The sequence below is a fragment of the Xanthomonas arboricola pv. populi genome (assembly GCF_002939945.1).
GTDB classification, from domain to species: Bacteria; Pseudomonadota; Gammaproteobacteria; order Xanthomonadales; family Xanthomonadaceae; genus Xanthomonas; species Xanthomonas arboricola_A.
Genome location: NZ_MDEB01000006.1, coordinates 147,215 through 171,296, shown reverse-complemented (window position 1 = coordinate 171,296; position 24,082 = coordinate 147,215). Strand labels below are relative to the sequence as shown.

20 protein-coding genes and 1 pseudogene are annotated in these 24,082 nt (G+C 65.6%); 10 read left to right on the top strand and 11 right to left on the bottom strand.

The features are described from left to right. Positions 1–224: 224 nt before the first annotated feature. Entirely contained in the window at positions 225–914 is a 690-nt protein-coding gene (locus XaplCFBP3123_RS16070) for a glutathione binding-like protein (RefSeq protein WP_104535038.1), read from the bottom strand. Positions 915–1,165: 251 nt separating this feature from the next. Between XaplCFBP3123_RS16070 and XaplCFBP3123_RS16065 the strand changes: the two genes are divergently transcribed. The 5 genes from XaplCFBP3123_RS16065 to XaplCFBP3123_RS16045 all read left to right on the top strand — a co-directional run bounded on the left by XaplCFBP3123_RS16065 (position 1,166) and on the right by XaplCFBP3123_RS16045 (position 8,776). Further along, the gene (locus tag XaplCFBP3123_RS16065; RefSeq protein WP_104534935.1) at positions 1,166–4,180 is read left to right on the top strand and encodes a TonB-dependent receptor; all 3,015 of its coding nucleotides are present in this window, start codon (positions 1,166–1,168) and stop codon (positions 4,178–4,180) included. 179 nt (positions 4,181–4,359) lie between these two features. Next, positions 4,360–5,061, top strand: a complete 702-nt coding sequence (locus XaplCFBP3123_RS16060) for a SapC family protein (RefSeq protein ID WP_172453326.1) — start codon at positions 4,360–4,362, stop codon at positions 5,059–5,061. After that, the gene (locus XaplCFBP3123_RS16055) at positions 5,051–6,064 is read left to right on the top strand and encodes a cupin-like domain-containing protein (RefSeq protein WP_104534934.1); all 1,014 of its coding nucleotides are present in this window, start codon (positions 5,051–5,053) and stop codon (positions 6,062–6,064) included. Before XaplCFBP3123_RS16060 ends, XaplCFBP3123_RS16055 begins: the two co-directional genes overlap by 11 nt. A gap of 12 nt (positions 6,065–6,076) precedes the next feature. Next, positions 6,077–7,639, top strand: coding sequence for a tryptophan halogenase family protein (locus XaplCFBP3123_RS16050; protein WP_104534933.1), 1,563 nt, complete (start codon positions 6,077–6,079; stop codon positions 7,637–7,639). 138 nt (positions 7,640–7,777) lie between these two features. Then, complete coding sequence (locus tag XaplCFBP3123_RS16045) at positions 7,778–8,776, top strand: energy transducer TonB (protein WP_104534932.1); 999 nt, start codon at positions 7,778–7,780, stop codon at positions 8,774–8,776. A 421-nt stretch (positions 8,777–9,197) separates the two neighbouring features. Here the strand turns inward: XaplCFBP3123_RS16045 and XaplCFBP3123_RS16040 are convergent, their stop codons facing one another. From XaplCFBP3123_RS16040 to XaplCFBP3123_RS16010, 6 genes and pseudogenes are all read right to left on the bottom strand, one after another. Further along, positions 9,198–10,391 (bottom strand): ABC transporter permease, encoded by a 1,194-nt coding sequence (locus tag XaplCFBP3123_RS16040; protein ID WP_104534931.1) that lies wholly within the window; start codon positions 10,389–10,391, stop codon positions 9,198–9,200. After that, positions 10,388–11,134 (bottom strand): ATP-binding cassette domain-containing protein, encoded by a 747-nt coding sequence (locus XaplCFBP3123_RS16035; RefSeq protein ID WP_104534930.1) that lies wholly within the window; start codon positions 11,132–11,134, stop codon positions 10,388–10,390. The genes XaplCFBP3123_RS16040 and XaplCFBP3123_RS16035 overlap by 4 nt, the downstream gene beginning before the upstream one ends. A gap of 31 nt (positions 11,135–11,165) precedes the next feature. Continuing rightward, positions 11,166–12,743, bottom strand: a complete 1,578-nt coding sequence (locus tag XaplCFBP3123_RS16030) for an alpha/beta hydrolase (RefSeq protein WP_172453312.1) — start codon at positions 12,741–12,743, stop codon at positions 11,166–11,168. Between the two features lie 60 nt (positions 12,744–12,803). Beyond that, positions 12,804–13,004: a helix-turn-helix transcriptional regulator gene (locus XaplCFBP3123_RS16025; protein ID WP_008575151.1), complete on the bottom strand. Its 201-nt coding sequence runs from the start codon at positions 13,002–13,004 to the stop codon at positions 12,804–12,806. After that, positions 13,001–13,521: pseudogene (locus tag XaplCFBP3123_RS16020) on the bottom strand (hypothetical protein). The gene XaplCFBP3123_RS16025 and the pseudogene XaplCFBP3123_RS16020 overlap by 4 nt, the downstream one beginning before the upstream one ends. Positions 13,522–13,849: 328 nt before the next feature. Then, positions 13,850–14,122: a metal/formaldehyde-sensitive transcriptional repressor gene (locus tag XaplCFBP3123_RS16010; RefSeq protein WP_104534928.1), complete on the bottom strand. Its 273-nt coding sequence runs from the start codon at positions 14,120–14,122 to the stop codon at positions 13,850–13,852. Positions 14,123–14,187: 65 nt separating this feature from the next. Here XaplCFBP3123_RS16010 and dmeF point away from each other — a divergent pair, with 65 nt between their 5' ends. Further along, positions 14,188–15,180, top strand: coding sequence for a CDF family Co(II)/Ni(II) efflux transporter DmeF (gene dmeF, locus XaplCFBP3123_RS16005; RefSeq protein ID WP_104534927.1), 993 nt, complete (start codon positions 14,188–14,190; stop codon positions 15,178–15,180). A 197-nt stretch (positions 15,181–15,377) separates the two neighbouring features. Here the strand turns inward: dmeF and XaplCFBP3123_RS16000 are convergent, their stop codons facing one another. The 3 genes from XaplCFBP3123_RS16000 to XaplCFBP3123_RS15990 are packed head-to-tail and all read right to left on the bottom strand — an operon-like array spanning position 15,378 to position 19,420. Further along, positions 15,378–16,814 (bottom strand): PepSY domain-containing protein, encoded by a 1,437-nt coding sequence (locus XaplCFBP3123_RS16000; RefSeq protein ID WP_104534926.1) that lies wholly within the window; start codon positions 16,812–16,814, stop codon positions 15,378–15,380. A gap of 25 nt (positions 16,815–16,839) precedes the next feature. After that, positions 16,840–19,020: a TonB-dependent receptor gene (locus XaplCFBP3123_RS15995; RefSeq protein WP_104534925.1), complete on the bottom strand. Its 2,181-nt coding sequence runs from the start codon at positions 19,018–19,020 to the stop codon at positions 16,840–16,842. Positions 19,021–19,066: 46 nt separating this feature from the next. Beyond that, a complete protein-coding gene (locus XaplCFBP3123_RS15990; protein WP_104534924.1) occupies positions 19,067–19,420 on the bottom strand; it encodes a DUF3088 family protein in 354 nt (117 codons plus the stop codon). Positions 19,421–19,544: 124 nt separating this feature from the next. On the opposite strand from XaplCFBP3123_RS15990, the gene ftrA reads away from it, so the two are divergent. Further along, positions 19,545–20,555, top strand: a complete 1,011-nt coding sequence (gene ftrA / locus XaplCFBP3123_RS15985; RefSeq protein WP_104534923.1) for a transcriptional regulator FtrA — start codon at positions 19,545–19,547, stop codon at positions 20,553–20,555. A 74-nt stretch (positions 20,556–20,629) separates the two neighbouring features. On the opposite strand, the gene XaplCFBP3123_RS15980 is transcribed toward ftrA, so the two are convergent. Then, complete coding sequence (locus XaplCFBP3123_RS15980) at positions 20,630–21,352, bottom strand: ferredoxin--NADP reductase (protein ID WP_253254223.1); 723 nt, start codon at positions 21,350–21,352, stop codon at positions 20,630–20,632. Positions 21,353–21,493: 141 nt separating this feature from the next. On the opposite strand from XaplCFBP3123_RS15980, the gene XaplCFBP3123_RS15975 reads away from it, so the two are divergent. Genes XaplCFBP3123_RS15975 through XaplCFBP3123_RS15965 form a run of 3 tightly spaced genes read left to right on the top strand, consistent with a single transcriptional unit; the run spans position 21,494 to position 24,074 of the window. Beyond that, positions 21,494–22,522 (top strand): ABC transporter ATP-binding protein, encoded by a 1,029-nt coding sequence (locus XaplCFBP3123_RS15975; protein WP_253254222.1) that lies wholly within the window; start codon positions 21,494–21,496, stop codon positions 22,520–22,522. Next, complete coding sequence (locus XaplCFBP3123_RS15970) at positions 22,519–23,322, top strand: ABC transporter permease (protein ID WP_104534920.1); 804 nt, start codon at positions 22,519–22,521, stop codon at positions 23,320–23,322. The genes XaplCFBP3123_RS15975 and XaplCFBP3123_RS15970 overlap by 4 nt, the downstream gene beginning before the upstream one ends. A gap of 2 nt (positions 23,323–23,324) precedes the next feature. After that, entirely contained in the window at positions 23,325–24,074 is a 750-nt protein-coding gene (locus XaplCFBP3123_RS15965) for a DUF3800 domain-containing protein (RefSeq protein ID WP_172453311.1), read from the top strand. Positions 24,075–24,082 lie beyond the last annotated feature (8 nt).

The window sequence follows — 24,082 nt, the reverse complement described above, 5'->3', positions numbered from 1 at the left end:
CATTGGTGCACGCGGCGCTAAAGCGCGCGGACCGTACCCTCACCCCAACCCCTCTCCCGGGGGGAGAGGGGCTCAAGGCGCCCGGGTTTGTATCGCACCCGGTTGATGCAAGCGCGTGCCGCTGCTAACTCCTGATGCTGTTTGCTGTTGTTGTTGCTGCGCAGTTGCAATAGTTGTCGCTATCGCCGCATGTACTGTTACGCCACAGTTCCTGCCGCCTTGCCTCAGCGCTTGCCGAACAGATGCTTGCGCTCTTCCTCGCTCAGCGGCTTGTCGGCATCGGGGTTGACCTGCTCCTTGAGCGCATACGCACGTTGCGTGGCCGGGCGCGCGGCGATGGCGTCGTGCCAGCGCTTGAGATGCGGGAAGTCGGCGTAATCGGGGCGGATGCCGGCGTAGACCTCGATCCAGGGATAGCTGGCCATATCGGCGATGCCGTATTCGGGGCCGGCCAGGAACGCATGCTCGGCCAGGCGCTTGTCGAGCACGCCATGCAGGCGACGCACCTCGGCGTTGTAGCGTTCGATGGCGTAGGGAATCTTTTCCGGCGCGTAGACGTTGAAGTGGCCCATCTGGCCGCTCATCGGCCCCAGCCCGCCCATCTGCCAGAACAGCCATTCCAGCGCAGCGATGCGGCCACGCGCATCGCGCGGCAGGAAGCGGCTGGTCTTCTCGGCCAGGTACAACAGGATGGCGCCGGATTCGAACACGCTCTGCGCGGGGCCGCCGTCAGCCGGTGCGTGGTCGACAATCGCCGGCATCTTGTTGTTGGGCGAGATCTGCAGGAAGGCCGGCTCGAACTGCTCGCCCTTGCCGATGTTGACCGGCTTGAGCGTGTAGTCCAGCCCGGCTTCTTCCAGGAACAAGGTGACCTTGTGGCCGTTGGGGGTGGGCCAGTAGTACAGGTCGATCATCGTGCGCTCCAGTTCGGCAGGGGATGGCACGCGGCTGCGCGCCTTGACGACCGATGGTACGACCAAGCCCGCGACCTGCGCGTGCGCTGGCCATGGTGCTGACTGGAACGATGTGTGACGCGATTGCTCGCGGCCGATGCTGCAGTGCAAGTTGACTTGGTTAAGGCTGCGCTCACAAATGCTCCATTGTTTCATCGACCTTCGCCTGTCCCGCCTGGGGCCGGCTTATCTTCACTTGGGGAAGAATCATCGTGAGAGAGCCACGCACCCTGCCGCGCACGCGGCGTCTGACGTCTGCCCTGCTGTTTGCCTTGTCGACGCCGCTGGCCGCGCAGACCGCACCGGCGCCACAGTCCGCCTCCACCGTCCCGGGCGCGAGCCAGGCCGATCCGGCCACGCTCGATGCGGTCCAGGTCACCGGCATCCGCGGCAGCCTCACCTCGTCGATGAACGTCAAGCGCGATGCGCAAGGCATCGTCGACGGCATCGTGGCCGAGGACATCGGCAAGTTCCCCGATACCAATCTGGCCGAATCGCTGCAACGCATCAGCGGCGTGTCGATCGACCGTTCGCTGGGCGAAGGCTCGCGCGTCACCGTGCGCGGCGTCGGCCCGGACTTCAACCTGGTGCTGTTGAACGGTCGGCAGATGCCGGGCGCCAGCATCGAGGAATCCAACGCCTCCAACTCGCGCGCGTTCGACTTCGCCAACCTGGCGTCGGAGTCGATCTCCGGCATCGAGGTGTTCAAGACCAGCCGCGCCAGCACGCCCACCGGCGGCATCGGTGCGACCATCAACATCAAGACCAGCCGGCCGCTGGACAACCCGGGCCTGCATGCCAACGTCGGCCTCAAGGGCGTGCACGACAGTTCCAACGAAAACCTGCCCGGACGCCTGCAGGGCGATGCGCTGACACCGGAAATCTCCGGCATCTTCAGCAACACCTCGGCCGATGGGCGCTTTGGCGTGTCGCTGAGCGGCAGCTACCAAGAACGCGACTTCGGCTATAGCCAGGTCGGCGTGCCCAACGGCTGGCGTTCGTTCCGCGGCGATTCCACCGCCTACGGCACCATCCCGCAGCCGGGTGCGCCGGGCTCGGAGAACATCGTCAACCGCCCTGGCCCGAACGATATCTATTCGGTGCCGCAGAACCTCAACTACCGCGTGGTCGGCGTGGAGCGCCAGCGCACCAACGGTCAGTTGACGCTGCAGTACAAGCCGCTGGACAACGTCACCACGACGCTGGATTACACCTATTCGGAAAACAAGATCCAGCAGCAGCGCAACGAGATGTCGGTGTGGTTCAACTACGGGCCCTCGGCCAGCGCCTGGACCAACGGCCCGGTCGCCGGGCCGGTGACCTATTCGGAAATCGTCGATCCGGCCACCAGCGATCTGGCCACCGCCGGCTCCAATGCGGCCACGCGCAACCAGAACAAGTCGCTGGGCTTCAACGTCGATTGGGCGGTCAACGATCAGTTCAAGCTCAACTTCGACATCCACCGCTCCACCGCCGAAGCCGGTGCGGACAGCCCGTACGGCTCGAGCAATTCGCTGGGCGTCTCGGGCTTTTACCGCGGCACCTCGGTGGTGGATTTCAGCAAGGATTTCCCGGTGTTGCAGCAGCAACTGGGCTTTGGCCTGAACGGCCTGGATCCGTCGCGCACCTTGGTCACCGGCTCGGCATTCCGCAACAGCTACATGAAGTCGGAGATCGACCAGGCCCAGGTCAACGGCGACTTCACCTTCGAAAATTATTCGCAGTTGAAGTTCGGTATCGGCAGCACCGAGGTCAAGAACCGCTCGGCGTTCTCCAACGTGCAGCGCGATACCTGGGGCGGCAACGGCACCGCGGCCGATTATCCGGACGATCTGTGGATTCCGAGCTCGTTCGCGCAGTATTTCGATGCGATCGATGGCAGCGGCAACCCGGCGCAGTTCGATCAACTGTTCCTGTTCGACTTCGAACGCGCCCGCCAAGCGGCTGCACAGGTGGCCGGCGACGATGCGCTGTACCGCACCTCGCCGGTGTTCACTACCGACCGCCGCGTGACCGAAAAATCCAAGAATGCCTACCTGCAGTGGAACAACAGCTGGGACGAGTTGCGCGTGCCGATCAGCCTGGCCGCCGGTGTGCGTTACGAAGAAACCAAGGTGGACGCGCAGGCGCTGGTGCCGGTGGCGGTGGGGATCGACTGGGTCGCCAACAACGAGTTGCCGATCCGCCTGGCCGACTCGGCATTCGCCAGCGGCAGCGGCAAGTACGAATACTGGCTGCCCAGCCTGGACCTGAGCTTCAAGCTCACCGAGGACCTGGTGCTGCGCGGCAGCTACGGCGAAACCATCGGCCGGCCCGGTTGGGGCGACATCCAGGGTGGGCAGACGCTCAACCAGATCGCGCGCCTGGAAGGCGGCACCGGCCAGGAGGGCAACCCCGGCCTCAAGCCGCTGCTCTCGCACAACATCGATTTCTCGCTGGAGTGGTACTACAGCGATGCCAGCTACGCCTCGGTGGGCTTCTTCCGCAAGAACATCGACAACTACATCGGCGTGACCACGCGCAACGACACCTCGCTGGGATTGAACACCCCGGTGGGCGGTACGTACTGGAACGAAGCGCTGGGCAACGGCTGCGCCTCGGCCGACCTGACCTGTATCCGCAACTACATCTTCCGCAACCGCGGCGGCGCGCCCGGCGTGGTGCGCGGAGCCGACGATGCCAACGGCAACGCCACCGGTGTGATCAGCGGGCAGCCGGGCGACCCGGTGGCCAACTTCGCCATCACCGCGCCGGCCAACCAGCGCTCGGCCTCGCTGGATGGCTGGGAGTTCAACCTGCAGCACATGTTCGGAGACAGCGGCTTCGGCGTGTCGGCCAACTACACCATGGTCGACTCCGGGCTGACCTACAACAACGCAGTGATCGGCGAGCAATTCGCGTTGGAAGGCTTAAGCGATTCGGCCAACGTGGTCGGCTTCTACGACCGGGACAAGTGGCAGGTGCGTGCGGCCTACAACTGGCGCGACGAATTCTTGGCCGCGCGTTTCGACGGCAGCGGCCAGCCCAATCCGGTCTATACCGAAGCCTACGGCCAGCTGGATCTGAGCATCGGCTACCAATGGACCGAGAACCTGTCGTTGAGCCTGGAGGCGATCAACCTCACCGACGAGGTGCAGCGTCAGCACGGCCGTCACCCGAACCAGATCATCTACGCCACCCAGACCGGCCCGCGCTACATGCTGGGTGTGCGCTACAAGTTCTGGTGATGCAGCGCTGTGGTCATGCAGTGATGTTCTTTTTTTAAGCGCTCCCGGCAGTGAGTCTGCCGGGGCGTTTCGCACGGCTCTCTCGTGGCGTTTCCCGGATGTGTCGCATCCGGGACTTGCCATGCCGAAGCAACTGTCCAAGCATGGGCCACGCGCCCCGCGTGATGTGTCTTTCCCCCATGACCAATGCCGTGTTGTTGAACAACCTCGATCACCGCGACCTGCGCGTGATCACTGCGCACGGCGCCGCCTACGGCGACGACGTGATGTCGGCTGCGACCTTTCCGCAGGAATTTCGCCAACTGCAGGCGCAATACCCGATCGTGTTCCATCGCAGCGGCGAGCGCAGTTTTCAGCCGCTGGCATTGCTGGGATTACGCCTGGGCGAGAACCTGTTCCTGGACGGCGCGCGCTGGGATGCGCCGTATGTGCCGCTGGCGATCCAGCGGCAACCGTTTCTGATCGGCGAGCAGGCGGACGGACCGATGGTGCACGTGGATCTGGACAGCCCGCGCATCAGCCGCAGCGAAGGCGAGGTGCTGTTTCGCGAACACGGCGGCACCACCGCGTTTCTCGACCACATCAGCCAGGTGTTGCGCACCTTGCACGATGGCCTGACCGCGAGCGAGGCCTTCGTCGCACGCTTGCTCAGCTACGATCTGCTGGAACCGTTCGTGTTCGAGGCCACGCTGGAAAACGGCCTGGAATGCCGCCTGGCAGGGCTCTACGCAGTGCACGAAGAACGCCTGCGCGCGCTCGACGATGCGGCGTTGCTCAAGTTGCACCGGCACGGCGATCTGGAACCGCTGTACATGGCGGTGGCCTCGATCGCGCAGTTCCGCCACCTGCTCGACCGCCTGCAGCGCCGCCATGCTGGCTGAGCCGCGCGCCATCGAAGAATTGCACGGACTGGACCCGCAACAGCTGGACCCGGCCGTGCTGCGCTCGACAACGCCGTTGGTATTGCGCGGGCTGGTCCGCGCCTGGCCATTGGCGCAGGCCGGCGCCACCTCTGCACACGCGGCGGCCGCGTATCTGCGCGGTTTCGATCGCGGCGAGGCAGTGGTGGCGCAGGTCGGTCCGCCGGACATCGGTGGGCGCTTCTTCTACAACGCGGACATGAGCGGCTTCAATTTTCGCCCCGAACGCGTGCCGCTGAGCGTGGTGCTGGAGACCTTGCTGCGCGATCTGCACAACCCGCAACCACCGGCGATCTATGTCGGTTCCACCACGCTGGACACCTACCTGCCGGGCCTGCGCGCGCACAACCCGATCGCGCTGCCGCAGCGCGAGCCGCTGGCCAGCATCTGGATCGGCAACCGCACCCGCATCGCCGCCCACCAGGACCTGCCCGACAACCTGGCCTGCGTGGTCGCCGGGCGCCGCCGCTTTACCCTGTTTCCACCGCAGCAGCTGGTCAATCTGTATATCGGCCCGCTCGATCTCACCCCGGCCGGGCAGCCGGTCAGCCTGGTCGATATCGCCGCGCCGGATCTGCAGCGCTTTCCACGCTATGCGCAGGCGCTGGAACACGCGCTGGTGGCCGAGCTGGAACCGGGCGATGCATTGTTCATTCCCAGCATGTGGTGGCATCACGTCGAAGCGCTGACACCGTTCAACGTGCTGGTGAATTTCTGGTGGCGGCAGAGCCCGGCCTACATGGATTCGCCGATGAACGCGCTGATGCTGGCGCTGCTCACCCTCCGCGACCTGCCCGCCGAACAGCGCGCCATCTGGCAGGACGTGTTCGACCATTACGTGTTCGATGCCGACACCGACACCGCCGCCCACATGCCGGAGTCTGCGCGCGGCGTCCTGGCGCCGATGGACGAGACCCGTGCCCGCAGCCTGCGCGCGCGGTTGCTGCAACGCCTGAATCGCTGAGGATCTGACGCCATGACCGACACCGCCCCTTCCGACCCACAACAGCGCCCGGTGCGCCGCGTCGTCGTCGCCGGTGGCGGCACCGCCGGCTGGATGGCCGCCGCCGCGTTATCCAAGGTGCTGGGCCGGCACCTGCAGATCACCCTGGTGGAATCGGACGAGATCGGCACGGTGGGCGTGGGCGAAGCCACCATCCCCAGCCTGGTCACCTTCCACCGCTTGCTGGAGATCGACGAGGCCGCGTTCATGGCCGCCACCCAGGCCACCATCAAGCTCGGCATCGGCTTCGAACACTGGCGCGATGTCGACCGGCACTACATCCACTCCTTCGGCCATACCGGCACCGATCACTGGAGCGCCGGCTTCCAGCATTTCTGGTTGAAGGGCCGGCAGCGTGGCGTGGCACGCGACTTCGGCGACTACTGTCTCGAGCTGCGCGCCGCGCAGGAAGGCCGCTTCGCGCATCTGCCCAACGGCGGCATGAATTACGCCTATCACTTGGATGCCGGCCTGTATGCGCGCTTCCTGCGCCGCTTCAGCGAAGGCTTCGGCGTACAGCGCATCGAAGGCCGCATCGGCCGCGTGGAGACCGATGCGCACAGCGGCTATCTCACCGCGCTGACGCTGGACAACGGCACGCGGGTGGAAGGCGATCTGTTCCTGGATTGCACCGGCTTTGCCGGCCTGCTGATCGGCAAGACGCTGGGCGTGGGCACGGACGATTGGTCGCAGTGGCTGTTTGCCGACAGCGCGCTGGCGGTGCAGACCGAATCGGTCGGCGCGCCGGTGCCTTACACCCGCTCGCGCGCCGATCAGGCCGGCTGGATGTGGCGCATTCCGCTGCAGCACCGGGTCGGCAACGGCATCGTGTACTCCAGCCGCTACATGGACCAGGACAGCGCCGCGCAGGTGCTGCAGCGCAATCTCAGCGGCTGGGCACTGACCCAGCCGCGCGCACTGCGCTTCACGCCCAATCAGCGGCATCGGGTGTGGGAAAAGAACTGCGTGGCGCTGGGGCTGGCCAGCGGCTTTCTGGAGCCATTGGAATCGACCAACATCCATCTGATCCAGCGCGGCATCATCCGGCTGATGCAGACCTTTCCGCAGGTCATCAACGCGGTCGACATCGCCGAATACAACCGCCAGGCCGCCGCCGAAATCACCCATATCCGCGATTTCGTGATCCTGCATTACCACGCCACCGACCGCCGCGACACGCCGTTCTGGCGCGATTGCGCGGCGATGGACATCCCCGACACGCTACGCCATCGGGTGGAGTTGTTCCGCCAGAGCGGGCGGGTGTTCCATCAGGCCAACGAGCTGTTCGCGGAAAATTCCTGGGTGCAGGTGATGCTGGGCCAGGGCATCACGCCGAAGCAGCACCACCCGGTGGCCGACCTGATGGGCGATGCCGAGCTGAGTCATTTTCTGGAGACCATCCGCACGCGTGTCGATGCTGCCTTGGTGCGGCTGCCTGCGCATGCGGACTTCCTGCGGCGCTATTGCCCGGCACCGCTGCCCGACCCGGCAACGCGGCTGCCGGCCGACGCGGCACTGGCCACCGGGGCGGGATGAATGTCGCGCCCGGCAGGCGCCCCCTTGGCTTAGACCGCCCCAGCAATGCTAGATTGCCGCTTTGCCGTCCATTGCGGGAACAGTGGCCGGCGCTCGCCGCAGCAACGTTATCTTTCGCACTCGGGGTAAGGGGCACGCATGTTGGATCTGACACAGGGCCGTATGGCGCGCCGGATCGCGCCGGTCATTTTGCTGGTGGGCTTGGCTGCCTGCTCCAAGCAGGACGACAAGGCCGCCACCGGCGCCACGCCTGCGGCATCGGCCGCCGCGCCGACCCCGGCCACTGCGGTGTCGCCGCAGGTGCAGTCGATGGCCGCCAACCAGCTGCGCGAATCGGCCACCAAGGCCTTGCAGGACAATCGTATGTACGCCCCGGCCGGCGACAACGCGGTGGAGTACTACCTGGCCTTGCGCGAAAAGCAACCGCAGGACGCCACCGTCAACAGCGCGCTGACCGATCTGCTGCCGTACACGCTGATCGCCGCCGAACAAAGCATCAGCCGCGAAGAATTTCCCGAAGCGCAGCGGCTGATCGCGCTGATCGAAAAGGTCGACCCCAAGGCCCCGGCACTGCCGCGCCTGAAGAGCGGCCTGGAAACCGGCATCAAGACCGCCGCCAGCCGCTCCGAGCAGGATGCCGAACAGGCCAAGAAGCTGGTCGAAGACAAGGCAAAGCAGGCGGCCGAGCAGAAGCGTCTGGCCGAGCAGCAGACCCGCGAGGCGACCGCTGCGCAGCAGATCGCCGCGCAACAGGAAGCCACGCGCCAGCAGACCGCCGAGGCCGAACGCCAGGCCGCCGCGCGCCGTCAGGCCGAAACCCCGGCGCCGGTGCAGGCCGCCCCGCGCCCGGCACCGGCGGCCGCTGCAGCCGCACCGGCCGCGCAGTCGCTGCGCCCGATCAGCACCCCGGCGCCACGTTACCCAACAGAAGCGCTACGCGCCGGCACCTCCGGCGAAGTGCTGGTGGAGATCACCGTCGGCACCGACGGCTCGATCACCGCCTCGCGCGTGCTGCGCGCCACTCCGCCGCGCGTGTTCGATCGCGAAGCGCTCAATGCGGTCAAGCGCTGGCGCTTCGAACCGGTGGCCGCACCGGTGACCACGCGGCGCACGCTGTCGTTCAACCCGGGTGGTTGAGTGGGCCGTTAGGCGATCGAGTAGTGCTGCACGCGGGCAAGTGAGTCCGCTGGTCGTCGATCGTTTGATGGCTGATGGCTGATGGCTGCCGATGATCGATGCACTGCACTCCCGGCGAATGTCGGGCGCCAGACAAAAAGCCCGCAGCGATGCGGGCTTTTTTTGTTGGCTGGTCATCCGTACCCTCATCCGCCCTTCGGGCACCTTCTCCCGAAGGGAGAAGGAATTGCTGACCCTCTCCTGCGGGAGAGGGGTTGGGGTGAGGGTACGACCACCGAAGTGAACATCACGAACGTCATAGACAACAGCCACATTCAACCATTCGCGACCAACATCGCCAACAGTAACCGTGCATTCGTACTGGCAATCCGCACCCTCATCCGGCGCTACGCGCCCCCTTTTCCCGGTGGGAGAAGGGACATCATCCGGAAATCGCCAGCCGCTCCTGGTGATAGCGCCGCACCGCCGCGTACCACAGCACCGCCGCCACACCGAAGCCCGCCAGCAGATACACCGCCCAGGTCTGCGCGTTGATCTGCTCATGGCGGATCACCTTGAGCAGCATCTGGTTCTGCGCCAGAAACGGCACCGCGAAATGCCACAGCTGCGTCTTCAACGGATACGCCATCAGCGCATAGCCCGGCAGCATCGGCAGCAGCAACAGCCAGGTCATATGCGCCTGCGCTTCTTTCATGCTCTTGGCGGCGGCGGCCAGATAGGTCAGCAGCGAGGTGCCGATGAACAGCATCGGCACCAGGATGAACAGCATCTGCAGCATCGGCACGACGCCGACGTTGAGCTGGCGCCCCAGGTTCGAGGTGGACAGCTGCGCACTCAACTTGAAGGCCAGCAGGGTCAGCAGCAACGACACCATGCCGACCACGCAGGCGGCGGCGATCTTGCCGCTGACGATGGCACTGCGCGGCGCCGGCGTGGCCAGCAAGGGTTCCAGCGACTGGCGTTCGCGCTCGCCGGCGGTGGCATCCAGAATCAACGAGGCGCCACCCAGGAACGAGGTGATCACCAGCAGCACCGGCAGCAGCATCGCCATCATCTGCCCGCGCTTGGCGTCGGCGGTGGCCAGATCCTGCGCGGCGATTTCCAGCGGCCTGCCCACCTGCGCATCGATGCCGCGCGCCAGCAGCCGCAGTGCGCCGACCTGCTGGCTATAGCTGCTGAGCGCAGCCTGCAGGCGCAGGCTCGGCACATCGGCCTCGCGCCGCGTGCTGTCCTTGATCACCTCCACCAGGGCCGGGCGCCCGGCGCGCCAATCGTCGGCGTAGCTGGCGCTGATGCGTAGTGCCACATCCACATCCTGATTGCGGATTGCGGCGGTCAGATCGGCCGGCGCATCGACCGCATTGAGCCCCTGCGCGGCCAGAAAGCGCACCAGATTGGGCGCGTTCTCGCGGCCGAGCATGGGGATCTCCAACGGCTTGTCGATCTGCGTACGCACGCGGCTTTCGCTCAATGCGCCCATGCCAAGGATCAGGATCGGATACAGCAAGGGCGACAGCAGCAAGGCCAGCGCCAGCGTGCGGCGATCGCGGCCGATGTCGCGCAATTCCCTGCGCAGCACCGTCCACAGCGTGGACAACGATAATGTGGTGCTCATGCGTGCAGCCCCTCGTCCGAGCCGATCGCCTTGACGAAGGCGTCTTCCAGATTGTCTTCACCGGTGGCGGCGCGCACTTCGTCGGCGCTGCCGCAAGCCACCACGGTGCCCTTGGCGACGATGACGATGCGATCGCACAGCGCCGCCACCTCCTGCATGATGTGGCTGGAAAAAATCACGCAGCGGCCCTCGGCCCGCAGTTGCTGCAGAAAGCCGCGCATGGCGCGCGTGGTCATCACATCCAGCCCGTTGGTGGGCTCGTCGAGGATGACGTTGCGCGGGTCGTGCACCAGCGCACGCGCAATCGCGGTCTTGGTGCGCTGGCCCTGGCTGAAGCCTTCGGTCTGGCGATCGAGAATGTCGTCCATGTCCAACGCTGCCGACAGCAGGCGCGTGCGCTCGGCGATCCGAGTGCGCGACAACCCGTGCAGCTCACCGAAATAGGCGATGTTCTCGCGCGCGGTCAGCCGCTTGTAGACGCCGCGCGCATCCGGCAACACGCCCAGCGCGCGTCGCACCCTCACCGGGTCGCGGGCGGCATCCACGCCATCGACGCTGACGCTGCCCTGGTCCGGCGACATCAGCGTGTAGAGCATACGCAAGGTGGTGGTCTTGCCGGCGCCGTTGGGGCCGAGCAGGCCGGTGATCTGGCCATCGGCAGCACTGAAGCTGACCCCATCGACCGCCTTCACCAGCCCGGTCTTGGTCTTGAACGATTTGTGCAGGTTGTCGACGACGATCATGCGTGCGCCTCCGTGGCGTGGTCGGTGCGGCTCATGGTTCCCATCCATTGAACGAGGTAAACGCGGGCACGTTGTTGAGATCGGCAACGCAGTGCGCGTCCAGCGCACCGGCGTTGGCGGTTTCCATGAACTGCGCCATCAGTTTGGGCATGCAGCCCAGCGCCATGACACTGTGTCCCTGGCCGGGCGCAACCAGATGCCGTCCATTGGGCAGTCCCTTGAGCACGGTGTCGGCATAGCGTGGCGGCGTGACCGGATCCAGCTGACCGGACAACAGCAAGGCCGGAACCTGCGAGCGCAGTGGCGCGGTGAAGTCTGCGGCACGCTTGCCGGTGGGCCACACAGGGCATGCGGCAAAGACGCTGCGTGGGACATCCTCGCCCAGCAGCAGTGACTGATGTTCGGGTGCCGGACGATAGCGGTCGGCATCTTCGGCGCACACCACCGACCATTGCATGGGCTGGTTGATCTGCATGTCCATGTGCGACAACGCCATCAACGGCGCGTAGCGACCTGCGGCGGCTTCATCCAGCACCAGCGGCAGCAGGGCAGCACTCTGCGGTGCGTAGGAGAACGTAAAGGCCAGACCGATCACCGCGTCGGCGGTCACCCGGTCGCGCTTGATGGCGTTGGTGCGCAGATCGCGATACTCCACCTCCGGCGATTCGGCCTTCAACCGGTCCATGACGGTGCGCAGCTGCGTGCGCACATCGGTGGGAAAGCGCGCGCGACAAGCGGCGATGGCACGGCATTGTTCGGACTGCAGGATCAGTGCGTCTTCGAAGGTGCGTGCAAACTCGCCGCTGATCACCAGATCGCTGGGCGCAACGCCATCGAGCACGATGGCACGCGTCTGTGCGGGATAGCGTTTGGCATAGTGCTGCGCCACGCGCGTGCCGTAAGACACACCGACCAGATCGATGCGTGGCACACCCAGAGCGGCTCTGACGGCATCCAGATCGCCGATGGCTTCGGCGGTGGTGTAGTAGCGCGGGTCGGCACGGCCTTGCAAGCCCTCGGCGCACTGCCGGGCATAGGCCATCAATGCTTCCGGACTGGACGCCATGCCGGCCTGCAACGGCTTGCCATCGGCAGTCTCGCACCGCAGTGGGTGCGATCCCCCGGTGCCGCGTTGATCGACCAGAAAGATGTCGCGCTTTTTGCGCACTTCGCGCAAGGCAGCCGCGGCGATGACGGCAACCTCGGTCGCCGACTGCCCCGGCCCACCGGCGATGAAGAACACCGGATCCGGCGTGCTGCCCGCGCCGGCATCGCTTTCCAGCCAGGCGATCTTCAAGTCGATGCTGCGCCCTGTCGGCGCGGCCGGGTTTTCCGGTACGCGCAGGCTGGCGCACTGCGCTTCGATATTGCCGGCCGCGCTGCCGGAACTCAGCGTGCACGGTGCAAATTGCAATGTGCCGTAGCGATTGCCGGCAACGGTGCCGGTCTGCGTCTTCGCTGCACGTGACTGCGCGGTACTGGGCGCAGTGGCGCCAGCCTTGGTTACGGCAGCGGCGTTTTCGGCAGGCTTGTCTGCACGCTGACATCCGGCAGCCAGCATCGCAATCAGCAATGCCGCCACCACTGTGGGTTGCTTCACCATGTCCACCATCTCTCCTGGTATTCCCTATCCCCTGACACCGCAGCCGGTCGGGTGTGACCGGTGCGACTATTGCCCGTCTTCATAAAGAAAAACGTGCTCGATCGATTCCCCGAACAAGCGCGCGATGCGGAACGCCAATGGCAGACTGGGATCGTACTTGCCGGTCTCCAGCGCATTGATGGTCTGCCGCGACACTCCCAAGCGTTCGCCCAGCTCGCCTTGCGACCAGCCGTTGGCCTCGCGCAGTTCGCGCACCCGGCTATTCATTCGAACCGTCGGGCATTGATGCTTCTGGTGACGCCGTAGATGGCGCACAACATCGGAAACACCCACAACATCGCCACCATCGCGAGGATGTCGATCAGCTCGGCGGCCTGCAGAAGTCCACCGGTCATATACGCGCCGCTGACCAGGCCGGCGGCAACGGCGATCGACTCCAGTTCGATGCGTCGCTGCATCGGTGATAGCGCCGCGCCAGCAGCGGCCGCGTGCTGTCGCGCAGGCTGCCGCGCGACAGCCAGCGCAGCAGCGCCAGCATCATGCAGGACACACCCACGCCGGCACACAGCCCGGCGAGGTGAGCACTCAGCGGCAGCCGCCGCCAATGGCAGAGCGCGCCAACGGCGAGCAGGCCCGTGCCCAGGCAGAGCGCTATCAACGCGTTGCGATTGCAGCGGGTCATGCGCAGCGACTCGCGCGCGCCAATGCACACGATGGCAGGCCAATGTCCCCGATCCGGGCATCGCTGCGCATCGGCCACTGCGCCGACCACGCCGGTGTGCAATCCCATTGCCGATGCTGCCGACGCATTCCTTTCGCCTGTCAAGTCAACTTGACAGGCACGATGCGCCTGGCACGACCATCTGTCAAGCACCCTTTACACATTCGATCGTGTGCAATCCCTCCCCATCGCCACGCAACGGTGGCGGCAGCAAGATGCAAGTACCCCCGGTCCGCGGCGCTGGGCCCGAGCTGGATATCGATTTCGTCCGCACCCTCACCCATTGAGTGCGGACGGCGCGGAGGAGCCGTAGTGCAGGCGTGGTACATGCCGATTCCGGACACCGGCCGCGCCCACCTTGCGGTGAGCGCAGTCGTTTTGATGGCCGCTCTTACTTGAGATACGTCTTGAGAATGGCGGCGATGTCGTCGACCGCCAGCTCACGCTCGCCCAGCGCCTCCGGTGCTGCGACGTGGTGCTTCAGATGCTCGCTGAGCAGCTCGACCATCAAGCCCTGCGCAGCGCCACGAAACGCCGCTACCTGCGTCAGCAACGCGGTGCAGTCCACGTCCTGCGCCAGCGCTTTCTCCAGCCCCTCTACTTGTCCACGGATCCTGCGCACGCGGGCGAGCAGTTTGGATTTGTCCTGATTCAGATGTGCCATTGCCATATACCCCCTGGGGGTATCTGAGATACCATAGGGGGGTATCGTAGCCAGAGCCCCTTCCGATGTCGATCACGCACGCCGCGCCGCACTGCGCGCAGTCGCACACCTTCGCCAGCGCCAACCCGCTCGCCGAGCGCAGCACCCGCAAGGCCGTCATCCTGACCGTGGTCATGATGGTGGTGGAGATCGTCGGCGGCTGGACGCTCAACTCCATGGCCTTGCTCGCCGATGGCTGGCATATGAGCTCGCACGCGCTGGCGCTGGGCCTGGCGTTGTTCGCCTACCGCTTCGCGCGGCGCAATGCCAACGACCTGCGTTTCAGCTTCGGCACCTGGAAAGTCGAAGTGCTCGGGGGCTACACCAGCGCGATTCTGCTGCTGGGCGTTGCCGGCCTGATGGCGTTCCAATCGGTGGAACGGCTGTTCTCGCCCAAGCCCATCCAGTACCAGGAAGCCACCGTCATCGCCGTCGTCGGCTTGCTGGTCAACCTGATCTGCGCGTGGTGGTTGCGCGACTCGCATGGCCATGCGCATGGCCATCACCACGGTCACGACCACGCGCATGACAGTCATGGTCATGGTCATGGTCATGGTCATCACCACGATGGGCATGCCGATCTCAACCTGCGCGCCGCATATCTGCACGTGGTGGCCGATGCCGCGACCTCGGTCCTGGCGATTGTCGCGCTGCTCGCCGGCATGTACTGGGGCGTGACCTGGCTGGATCCGATCATGGGCATCGTCGGCGCGGTGCTGGTCACCGTGTGGGCGTGGGGACTGCTGCGCAGTACCGGCCGCGTGCTGCTGGATGCGGAGATGGATGCGCCGGTGGTGGAAGAAGTGAAGCAGGTCATCGCCGAGCTGCCGCATGCCATCGACATCGACGACCTGCATGTCTGGCGTGTAGCCAGCGATCGTTATGCCTGCGTCGTCAGTCTGATCACTGCGGCCGACATCGATGCGGACCTGGTCCGCGCTGCCTTGCAGATCCACGAAGAACTGGTGCACATCACCGTCGAGTTGCGGCGCCCGCCAGCGGCGCGTGCTGCGGCATAGCGTTTGGCAGCGCGCTGCATTCTTCGGCCTGCGGTGCTCAGTGCGGAAGCCGGCGATACGGGCATCAGGACCTGGCCGTCGGCTCGATCTTGCGCACGGCCAAGCGCCACTGCGCGCATCGTCAGGCCGGCGCTGCCAATGCGTGGAGTCGGCATGTCGCATGTGTACGTTCCGGCTCCTGCGCGCCATCCGCCCGGTCATCGCGACGTTTTGCCGGCCACGCTGCGCATCAATCGTCTTGCTCCGAGCACCACGCCGGTCAGCGAGAAGGCCAGCCCGAGCAGCAGCGGCCCGAGTTGCACGATGCGCCTGATCACAGGATGCGACTGCAGCAGCGGAAAGTTGGTGGTATGGATGGCCAGATACAGCCAGGCATACGCGCGGCGACTGGCATCCAGCGCCAGCAACGGCGCACCGCTGGCGGGGTCGAAGTACAGCGCGGTGCGCGCGGGCGCTGCCACCGTCAGCCGTAGCGCATCGGCGGCAATCGCGTCGGCCTGGCGGTACAGCGCTTCAGCACTGCCTGGTGCCGTCGGCTCGCGATCCAGCATCCAGGCACGCGCTGCCGCATGCCGGATCGTATCGGGCGACAGCCGGGTGCCGGTGATGCGCCCGGGCATGCCTTCGCTCACCGATGGACCGGCCGGGCCGCGTCCCACCGCAACAGGACGGCCGCCGACCGCAGCGAAGTCGATCTGGGTGGCGCCGGACAGGCAGCGCACTGCACCGGCATCGATGCCTGCCAGCACCGTCGGCAAGGGCGCGCCGGCATAACGCGCGACCTGGACCGGATCCGGAATGCCCTTGGAAAACAGCCTGCCGTGATCCATCGACAGCCAGCCGCTGAAGATCCAGCCCAGCACGAACACTGCAGCGACCAGGCCCAACCCGTGATGCCAGCGAAGCCAGCCGCGGAAGCCCGACCACGCAGGCTTGGGGCTATGCGCGCGTTGCCAGCTGCGATATACGCCCAGCACCGTGCCGGCGCCGGCACTGCACAACGCCGCCAACGCCAGCCACCAGACGGTTCGATCCCACGCGGTGAAACTGCGCCGCAACTGGGTGAAATACAGCCAGTGCGGAACCGACCCGACCCAGTTCCATGCCCGTTCGCCGGCATGGGTGCGCTGCACCACTTCGCCGGTCCGCGCAGAGACGTACAGCACCGTGCCCAGGTCGTCCTGCAGCGCTGCGCGATAGAACGGCCGCCACGGATCGAACTTCTGATGCACGCTCCATTGATCGTCCTGCAGCGGGCCATCCAGTCGCTGCACCCTGGCATGGCCGAAGGCAGCGGCAATCGCGTTGGCGGCCTCTGGACTCAGCAACCCACGCACCTGTCCATCGATTCCATCGACGGCAACCGTCGCAGTCGCGCTGCCGACGACATAAGCGGGGCGCCCGCCGATCGACACCAGCCGTACTGCCGTCGCATCGCGCACGCTGCGCAGTGCCTGCGCCGGCGCAACCGTCAGCCTGGACAAGTCGATCCGCTCGGCGTCGCTCCAGCGTTGTTGGGGACTCAACGCAGGAAACGGCACGAACGCCAGCACCAGACCGCTGGCGAACCACACCGCGAACATCAGGCAGAACGCCACGCCGGTCCAGCGATGCAGCCAGACCAGCCAGAACATCTTCGGCCGGCGCCGCGCGGCCCGATCAGAAGCGTGCATGCAGGCTCAGCTCCAGCGTCCTGGGCAATCCCAGGATGACCTGGCCCGGGTAGAACACATCGGCCCACTGCACATAGTCGGTGTCGAACAGATTGTCGGCGTGCAGCGACAACGCGACCTCCGAGCTCAGATCGTAGGTCGCATACGCATTGGTCAGGGTGTACGACTCCAGCCGCAGCGTATTGGCCAGGTTTCCGTAGCGCGTTCCGACATGTCGCACCGACAGGCCCAGCTCCAGCGGCAGGCCGGCCACGTTTCTCACACTGGTCCAGGCATTGAACAGCGCTCTGGGCACGTTGGTCGGGCGATTGCCGGAGGCGTCCAGGCCGGTAGTGCTGTCGATGAACTGCGCGTACTCGGCATCGACGTAGGCGTAGTTGGCGCTCGCGCTCCACTGCGATGCCAGCTGCGCATCCACGCTGAGTTCGAACCCGCGCGAGGTTTGCTGCCCGATATTGCTGAGCGCATCCTGCGCGGTCAGCGCCAGGATGTTGTTGCGCTTGATGTCGTAGACCGCCAAGGTGCCGCTGAGCCGTTGGTCCAGGGTGGCGGCCTTGAGGCCCACTTCCACTTGCCGGGATTTGCTCAACGCAAAATCCTGCCCCGCATTGACGATGAAGATATTGGAGCCGGCCGGATCGGTGGCGGTGGTGTAGGACGCGTACGGCGTGATGGCCGGGGTGAGCGCGTAGACCAGACCGATACGTCCATTGGCGGGGCGATAGGTTCTGGAAAAACTCGACGCCGCCTGAAACTCCCCATCCGGTCCGAAGTTCTTGCGATCCAGTTCGAGAGACTCGTAGCGCCCACCGAGCACCAGTTTGGCCTTGTCGGTCACATCCAGGGCGTCTTCGACGAACAGCGCCGCGTTGGTCCACGTGGTCGGGCTGCGCCGACGCACGCGCTCGCCGAAGGCGCCACTCGGCCCTCGCGCAGCCAGCGCCACGCTGTCGCCATCGGGGAAACCGCGGTTCCTGACGAACTCCAGGCGACTGTAGTCCAGGCCCACCACCAGGCGATTTTTCATTCCGGCGATGGGCTGGTCGAACGTGGCACTGGTCTGATTCCCCCATAGCGTCTGATCGTGATACACGAAGAACCGGTCGCGATCGATCAGGCCCGTCTGCGCGTTGTAGGCGTAACTTTCCGAGTTCAGCCAGCGACGATCGGCATGAAAGTAATAGGCCATGTTCTGCAAGGTGACGGCGTCGGAAAGTTTCCACTTCACGTAGGCCTGCGGCCAGAGCTGACGCGAGTCGATGCTGGCGTCGGCCACGTTGTAGTTGTTGCGGCGGTTGGCGCCATCGACCACATCGCCGTTGGGCGCGCGCAGGATGCCGTCGAGGGGAGCGCGTGCCACCGTGGCCGGCACCAGCGGCGTGCCGAAATAGGTCGAGGGCTGATCCTTTGCATAATCCAGCGAGAATTGCGCGCTGATGTCCTGGCGCGGGTGCCAGAGCAGCGACACGGTGGCATTGAGCGCGCTGGAAGCGGCGCCATGCACATACCCATCGGACGACACCCGACTGATATCGGCGCGATAGGCCCAGTTGTCGTTGAGCCCTCCTCCGGCGCCCAGACCCCAGACCCGGCCGCCGTAGCTGGATGCCCCGGCCAGCAGTTCGTACGTGCCGGCACCGAAGGTCGGCGCCTTGTTGGTCACGTTCACCGCGCCCCCCACCGCGCCCTGGCCGTAGATCACCGACGCCGGCCCTTTCAGGACTTCGACAGATTGCAGATTGAAGCTGTTCTGTGGCCGGTTGGTCATGTTCGACGGCCCCAGATACAGGCCGTTGTGCAGGATGGTGATCTGGCCATCGGTGAAGCCCCGCATCGAGAAGGTCGCCGGGTTGCCCGGCGAGCCGCCGGTGTTCACGCCCGGCAGGCTCTCGGCCGCCTTTTCCACGCTGCGTAAACCGCGCGCGTCGATCGCGGCGGCATTGATCGCATCCAGCGTGCCCGGCGTGTCGCGCGCCGACAGATTGAGCCGGCTGCCGGTCGGGGTGAATTGTTCCAGCGACCGCAGGCGCCCGCTCACCACCACCTGGTCCAACGTGGTTGCCTTGGTGGCTTGTCCCGTTCCGGCCTGTTGCGCGCGTGCCGTTCCCATGCAGCTCAATGCGGCGGTGATCGACAAGGACAGCAGCGTGGCTTGCGTGTACGTCATGTGCGTTCTCCAGAGAGGACTGTGGAAGACCGGCTCAGCGCTCGCCTCAGCGCTGCCGCGCAACCGCGAAGCGCTGCGACAGGTACGCGCGAATCGCCGCCTCGTCGTCGATCACGCGACACTGCCCGGCCTGCTTGCTGCCGGCCGGGTGGTCCACTGCAGTGGCGGCCAGGACCAGCACCGGAAGCGATTGATACGGCTCGCCCAGCAGCGCGACCAACGCCTGCCGGGGCCGCGGGAAGGCCAGACGCCGGATGTCCAGCCCCTCGGCAATGGACGGGGACAGGCTGAGCAGCCCTTCGATGGCGATGCAGTCGCCACAGTAGAACGGGCCATCGCCGTCGACGGCGAACGCCGTCTCGGCCAGGAACAGGGTGTCGCGCACAGGGGGCTTGCTCACCGATCACTCTCCAGCGTGGGGACGAGCCAGGCAACGGCTGAGCTCGTATGACAGGACCAGGGCCATGTTGCGCAGCAGCAGGCGATGGGTGAAAGTGGCGTCAATGCCATCTATCGTGCATTTCATGCCAACTTCGAAGAAACGCCTGCGTCGCGATGCGTTGCCGCCGTTGGTGGTGGTGGTCGCGTACGACCAGCTCGGCCTGTTCGAATTCGGAATCGCTACTGAAATCTTCGGATTGCCGCGGCCGGAAGCGGGCCCGGGCTGGTATCGGTTTGCCATTGCCGCGGCCGAACCCGGCCCGCTGCGTGCGTTGGGCGGCCTACGTATCGAAGTGGATGGCGGACTCGATCTGCTCGATGCCGCCCATACCATCGTCATTCCCAGCTGGAGAGATACCAGAGCGTCGGCACCGGATGCACTGATCAAGGCGCTGCAACGTGCGCATAAACGCAAGACCCGGATCGTCTCGATCTGCGCCGGCGCCTTTGTGCTTGCCCAGGCCGGTCTGCTGCAGGGGCGCAGGGCCACCACGCATTGGCGCAACGCCGACGTGCTGGCCAGCGGCTACCCGCAGATCGCCGTGGAGCCGGGCGTGCTGTACGTGGACGAGGGCGACATCCTCACCTCCGCCGGCAGCGCCGCCGGGATCGATCTGTGCCTGCATATCGTCCGCGCCGACTTCGGCCCGGCCATCGCCAATCAGGTCGCCAAACGCCTGGTGATGCCGGTCCATCGCGATGGCGGGCAAGCCCAGTTCATCGACCGGCCGGTGCCGCCGCTGCATGAAAGTACCCGGCTTGGACCCTTGCTCGATCGCATCAATCAGGACCTCACCGCCAACCACTGCGTGGCGTCGCTGGCCGCCGCGGCGGGCATGAGCCGCAGGACCTTTCTACGGCGGTTCCAGGCCACCACCGGCATGTCGCCGGGCAAATGGGTGGCCAACGAACGCCTCAACCGCGCGCGCGAGATGCTGGAAACCTCGGGAGCCGACATCGAACAGATTGCAACACGCTGCGGCTTCGGCTCGGCCGAGACGCTCAGGCACCATTTCCGGCGCGTACTGGCGCTGTCGCCGACGCAATACCGGCGCGTGTTCGGCGGGCATCGCGATGCCGGTGACGGGCCTTGAACGCGCCGGGCGCAGGCGGACCAGGCGCGATCAGCGGTGCCGAGCAAGACCAGCTCGGCGCCTGCCCGATGACTTCAGGCCTTTGCCGGTGCCGGGCTGACGTATTTCTCGCGGCGGATCTGCGCGTTCGGCAGGCCGGCTGCCTTCAACGCCTCGATGCAGCTGTCCACCATGTCCGGGTTGCCGCACAGGTAGGCGATATCGCCTTGCGCATCGGGCGCGAACTCGGCCAGTTGCTGCTGCACGTACCCCTGCCGCACATCGGCGTGCGGCTGCTCGGGCAGTGCGCGCGAGAAACACGGCACATAGCGGAACTGCGGATGCGCATCGGCAAACGCGCGGAAGTCGTCGCCATACAACAGCTCGGCCGGCGTACGTGCGCCCTGCAGCAGCAGCACCTGCACGCCGCGGGTGGCGATCGCCTCGGCCAGCAGCGGCAGCATCGAGCGGTACGGGGTGACGCCGGTGCCAGTGGCGATCAGCACATAGCGCCGGTTGTGGTCGCCCGGCGGCAGGCAGAAACGGCCGTAGGGACCGCTGGCCTGCAACTGGTCGCCGATCTGCAGGCCTTCGAACAGCGCGGTGGCCGAGCCGCCGGGCACGAAGCTCACCGCGATATCCACCGCCTCGCCCGGTCCGAACGCATGGTCGTGGATGGTCGCCAGCGAATAGCTGCGCTTGCTCGGCGTGCCGTCGGCGGCGCTGAAATGGATCTGGATGAACTGCCCGGGCTGGAAATCCAGCGGCTGCCCGTCGTCACGCAGGAACTGGCAGTGGGCCACGGTGGGCGCAATCATGCGCCGGTCGACAAGCTTGAGGGGGAATTGAACGGGCACGAACGTATTTAGGACAGTCTGTGATCGGGGCTTGCCCCCCGCGGGCTTCTATAATAACGGCCTGCAACTCGCTGCGCCGTCACGCTGACGCGAAGGAACACCTTGAATTCCCCATCTCCGATCACCGCACCCGCGCTGCGTGTGTGCGATCTGCGCAAGACCTACGACAACGGCACCCAGGCGCTCAAGGGCGTCTCGCTGGACGTGGCGCCAGGCGACTTCTTCGCCCTGCTCGGCCCCAATGGCGCCGGCAAATCCACCCTGATCGGCATCATCAGCTCGCTGGTGAACCTGTCCGCCGGCCAGGTGGAAGTGTTCGGCACCGACCTGGTCGGCCAGCGCAGCGATGCGATGCGCCTGATCGGCCTGGTCCCGCAGGAGGTCAACTTCAACCTGTTCGAGAAACCCTTCGACATCCTGGTCAACTACGCCGGTTTCTACGGCATGCCGCGCGCCGAGGCCGAGCGCCTGGCCGAAGCGGAGCTGCGCCGCTCGCACCTGTGGGAAAAGGCCCAGGTGATGAGCCGCACGCTGTCCGGCGGCATGAAGCGCCGGCTGATGATCGCCCGCGCCATGATGACCCAGCCGCGCCTGCTGATCCTGGACGAGCCTACCGCCGGCGTGGACATCGAGATCCGCCGCGACATGTGGCGCGTGCTCAAGGAAATCAACGCCGCCGGCACCACCATCATCCTGACCACGCACTACCTGGAAGAAGCCGAGCACCTGTGCCGCAACCTGGCCATCATCAACCATGGCCAGATCGTCACCCAGGGCCCGATGCGCGAGCTGCTGGCCAAGCTCGACGTGGAAGGCTTCCTGTTCGATATCGACGGCGAGCTGCCGGCCGAACTGCCGGTGATCGAAGGCACCACGCTCACCGCCATCGACGGCCACACGCTGGACCTGGACATGCCGCGCGCGATGGACCTCAACCGCGTGTTCGCCACGCTCGGCAGCGCCGGCATCCGGGTGCGCTCGATGCGCACCAAGAGCAATCGGCTGGAAGAGCTGTTCGTGCGCCTGACCGGTGACGCCCCGGCACCGGCCGATGCAGCCGCCACCGCACCCACGCCTGTCGTGCCTCACGGCACGCCGCCAGCGCAGCCGCGCAGCGGAGGCCAGCCATGAACGAGATCCGCACCGTGACCGAACCCACCAACGCACGCCGCAACTGGATTGCGCTGGGCACCATCGTGCGCCGCGAAGTGCAGCGCATCCTGCGCATCTGGGGCCAGACCCTGGTGCCGCCGGCCATCACCATGACGCTGTACTTTTTGATCTTCGGCGGGCTGATCGGCTCGCGCGTGGGTGACATGGGCGGCTATTCGTACATGCAGTTCATCGTGCCGGGCCTGGTGATGATGAGCGTGATCCAGAACAGCTACGGCAACATCTCCTCCAGCTTCTTCGGCGCCAAGTTCGGCCGGCACGTGGAAGAGCTGCTGGTCAGCCCGATGCCCAACTGGGTGATCCTGTGGGGCTACGTCTCCGGCGCGGTGTTGCGCGGGGTGATGGTCGGCGCGTTGGTGCTGATCATCGCGATGTTCTTCACCCCGGTGCGCATCCCGCATCCGCTGGTCACGCTGACCACCGTGTTGCTGGGCGCGACCATTTTCTCGCTGGCCGGCTTCGTCAATGCGGTGTATGCCAGGAAGTTCGACGACGTGGCGATCGTGCCGACCTTCATCCTGACCCCGCTGACCTATCTGGGCGGCGTGTTCTATTCTGTCAAGTTGCTACCCGGCTGGGCCGAAGCGGCCACCCACGCCAATCCGATCTTCTACATGGTCAACGCGTTCCGCTATGGCCTGCTCGGCAGCTCGGACGTGCCGATCTGGGTCGCCTACACGCTGATGCTGGGCTTTGTCGCGGTCCTCAGCGCACTGGCGCTGTGGTTGCTGCGCCGTGGCGTGGGTTTGCGGAGCTGAGAGTGCCGTTCAGCGACTACATCGTGTTCGTCGATGAAAGCGGTGACCATGGGATGGCCAACATCGATGCGGCCTTCCCGTTGTTCGTACTGTCCTGCTGCCTGATCAGCAAACGCGATTACATGGCCGCAGTGGTACCGGCGATGCAACGGATCAAGTTCGCGACGTTCGGGCACGATGCCGTTGTATTGCATGAACGCGAGATACGCCGGGATATCGGGCCGTTTTCGGTGTTGCGTGATCGCGAGAAGAAACAGGCGTTCATCGATGCGCTGACAGATGCATTGGCCTCCGCACCGATGACGATTTTTGCCGCTGTCATCGACAAACGTCGCCTTCAGGATCGCCAGCGCGGGGAAAATCCGTACGAAATCTCGATGCGTTTTTGCCTTGAGCGGATGTACTACAAGCTCAGCAAGCAGGGACAGGTCGCGCAACGCGGCGCACCATTGACCACGCATGTCCTGTGCGAGGCGCGTGGGCATAACGAGGATCAGGACCTGGAGCTGGCATTTCGCCGGATCTGTGGCGGCGACAACTTTTCTGGTCTCGAACTGCCATTCGATCCGGTGATCTGCGACAAGAAAAGCAACGCGATCGGATTGCAGCTGGCTGATCTGGTCGCGCGCCCCATCGGCATGCGGCAGTTGCGCCCCGACCAACCCAATCGCGCATGGGATGTCATCGAGCAGAAGCTGGACAAGGATGCCACTGGCCGTTATCTCGGCTACGGGTTGAAGTGCTACCCGTGAAAAAACAA

What these genes read in the sequence shown, in the direction of transcription:
- XaplCFBP3123_RS16040 (WP_104534931.1), bottom strand. Translation starts at nt 10,391, where the DNA reads ATGAGCACCACATTATCGTTGTCCACGCTGTGGACGGTGCTGCGCAGG.
- XaplCFBP3123_RS16010 (WP_104534928.1), bottom strand. Translation starts at nt 14,122, where the DNA reads ATGGCACATCTGAATCAGGACAAATCCAAACTGCTCGCCCGCGTGCGC.
- XaplCFBP3123_RS15970 (WP_104534920.1), top strand. Translation starts at nt 22,519, where the DNA reads ATGAACGAGATCCGCACCGTGACCGAACCCACCAACGCACGCCGCAAC.
- XaplCFBP3123_RS16070 (WP_104535038.1), bottom strand. Translation starts at nt 914, where the DNA reads ATGATCGACCTGTACTACTGGCCCACCCCCAACGGCCACAAGGTCACC.
- XaplCFBP3123_RS16025 (WP_008575151.1), bottom strand. Translation starts at nt 13,004, where the DNA reads ATGAATAGCCGGGTGCGCGAACTGCGCGAGGCCAACGGCTGGTCGCAA.
- XaplCFBP3123_RS16000 (WP_104534926.1), bottom strand. Translation starts at nt 16,814, where the DNA reads ATGTTCTGGCTGGTCTGGCTGCATCGCTGGACCGGCGTGGCGTTCTGC.
- XaplCFBP3123_RS16055 (WP_104534934.1), top strand. Translation starts at nt 5,051, where the DNA reads ATGCTGGCTGAGCCGCGCGCCATCGAAGAATTGCACGGACTGGACCCG.
- XaplCFBP3123_RS16050 (WP_104534933.1), top strand. Translation starts at nt 6,077, where the DNA reads ATGACCGACACCGCCCCTTCCGACCCACAACAGCGCCCGGTGCGCCGC.
- ftrA (WP_104534923.1), top strand. Translation starts at nt 19,545, where the DNA reads ATGCCAACTTCGAAGAAACGCCTGCGTCGCGATGCGTTGCCGCCGTTG.
- XaplCFBP3123_RS16045 (WP_104534932.1), top strand. Translation starts at nt 7,778, where the DNA reads ATGTTGGATCTGACACAGGGCCGTATGGCGCGCCGGATCGCGCCGGTC.
- XaplCFBP3123_RS16060 (WP_172453326.1), top strand. Translation starts at nt 4,360, where the DNA reads ATGACCAATGCCGTGTTGTTGAACAACCTCGATCACCGCGACCTGCGC.
- dmeF (WP_104534927.1), top strand. Translation starts at nt 14,188, where the DNA reads ATGTCGATCACGCACGCCGCGCCGCACTGCGCGCAGTCGCACACCTTC.
- XaplCFBP3123_RS15995 (WP_104534925.1), bottom strand. Translation starts at nt 19,020, where the DNA reads ATGACGTACACGCAAGCCACGCTGCTGTCCTTGTCGATCACCGCCGCA.
- XaplCFBP3123_RS15980 (WP_253254223.1), bottom strand. Translation starts at nt 21,352, where the DNA reads ATGATTGCGCCCACCGTGGCCCACTGCCAGTTCCTGCGTGACGACGGG.
- XaplCFBP3123_RS16035 (WP_104534930.1), bottom strand. Translation starts at nt 11,134, where the DNA reads ATGATCGTCGTCGACAACCTGCACAAATCGTTCAAGACCAAGACCGGG.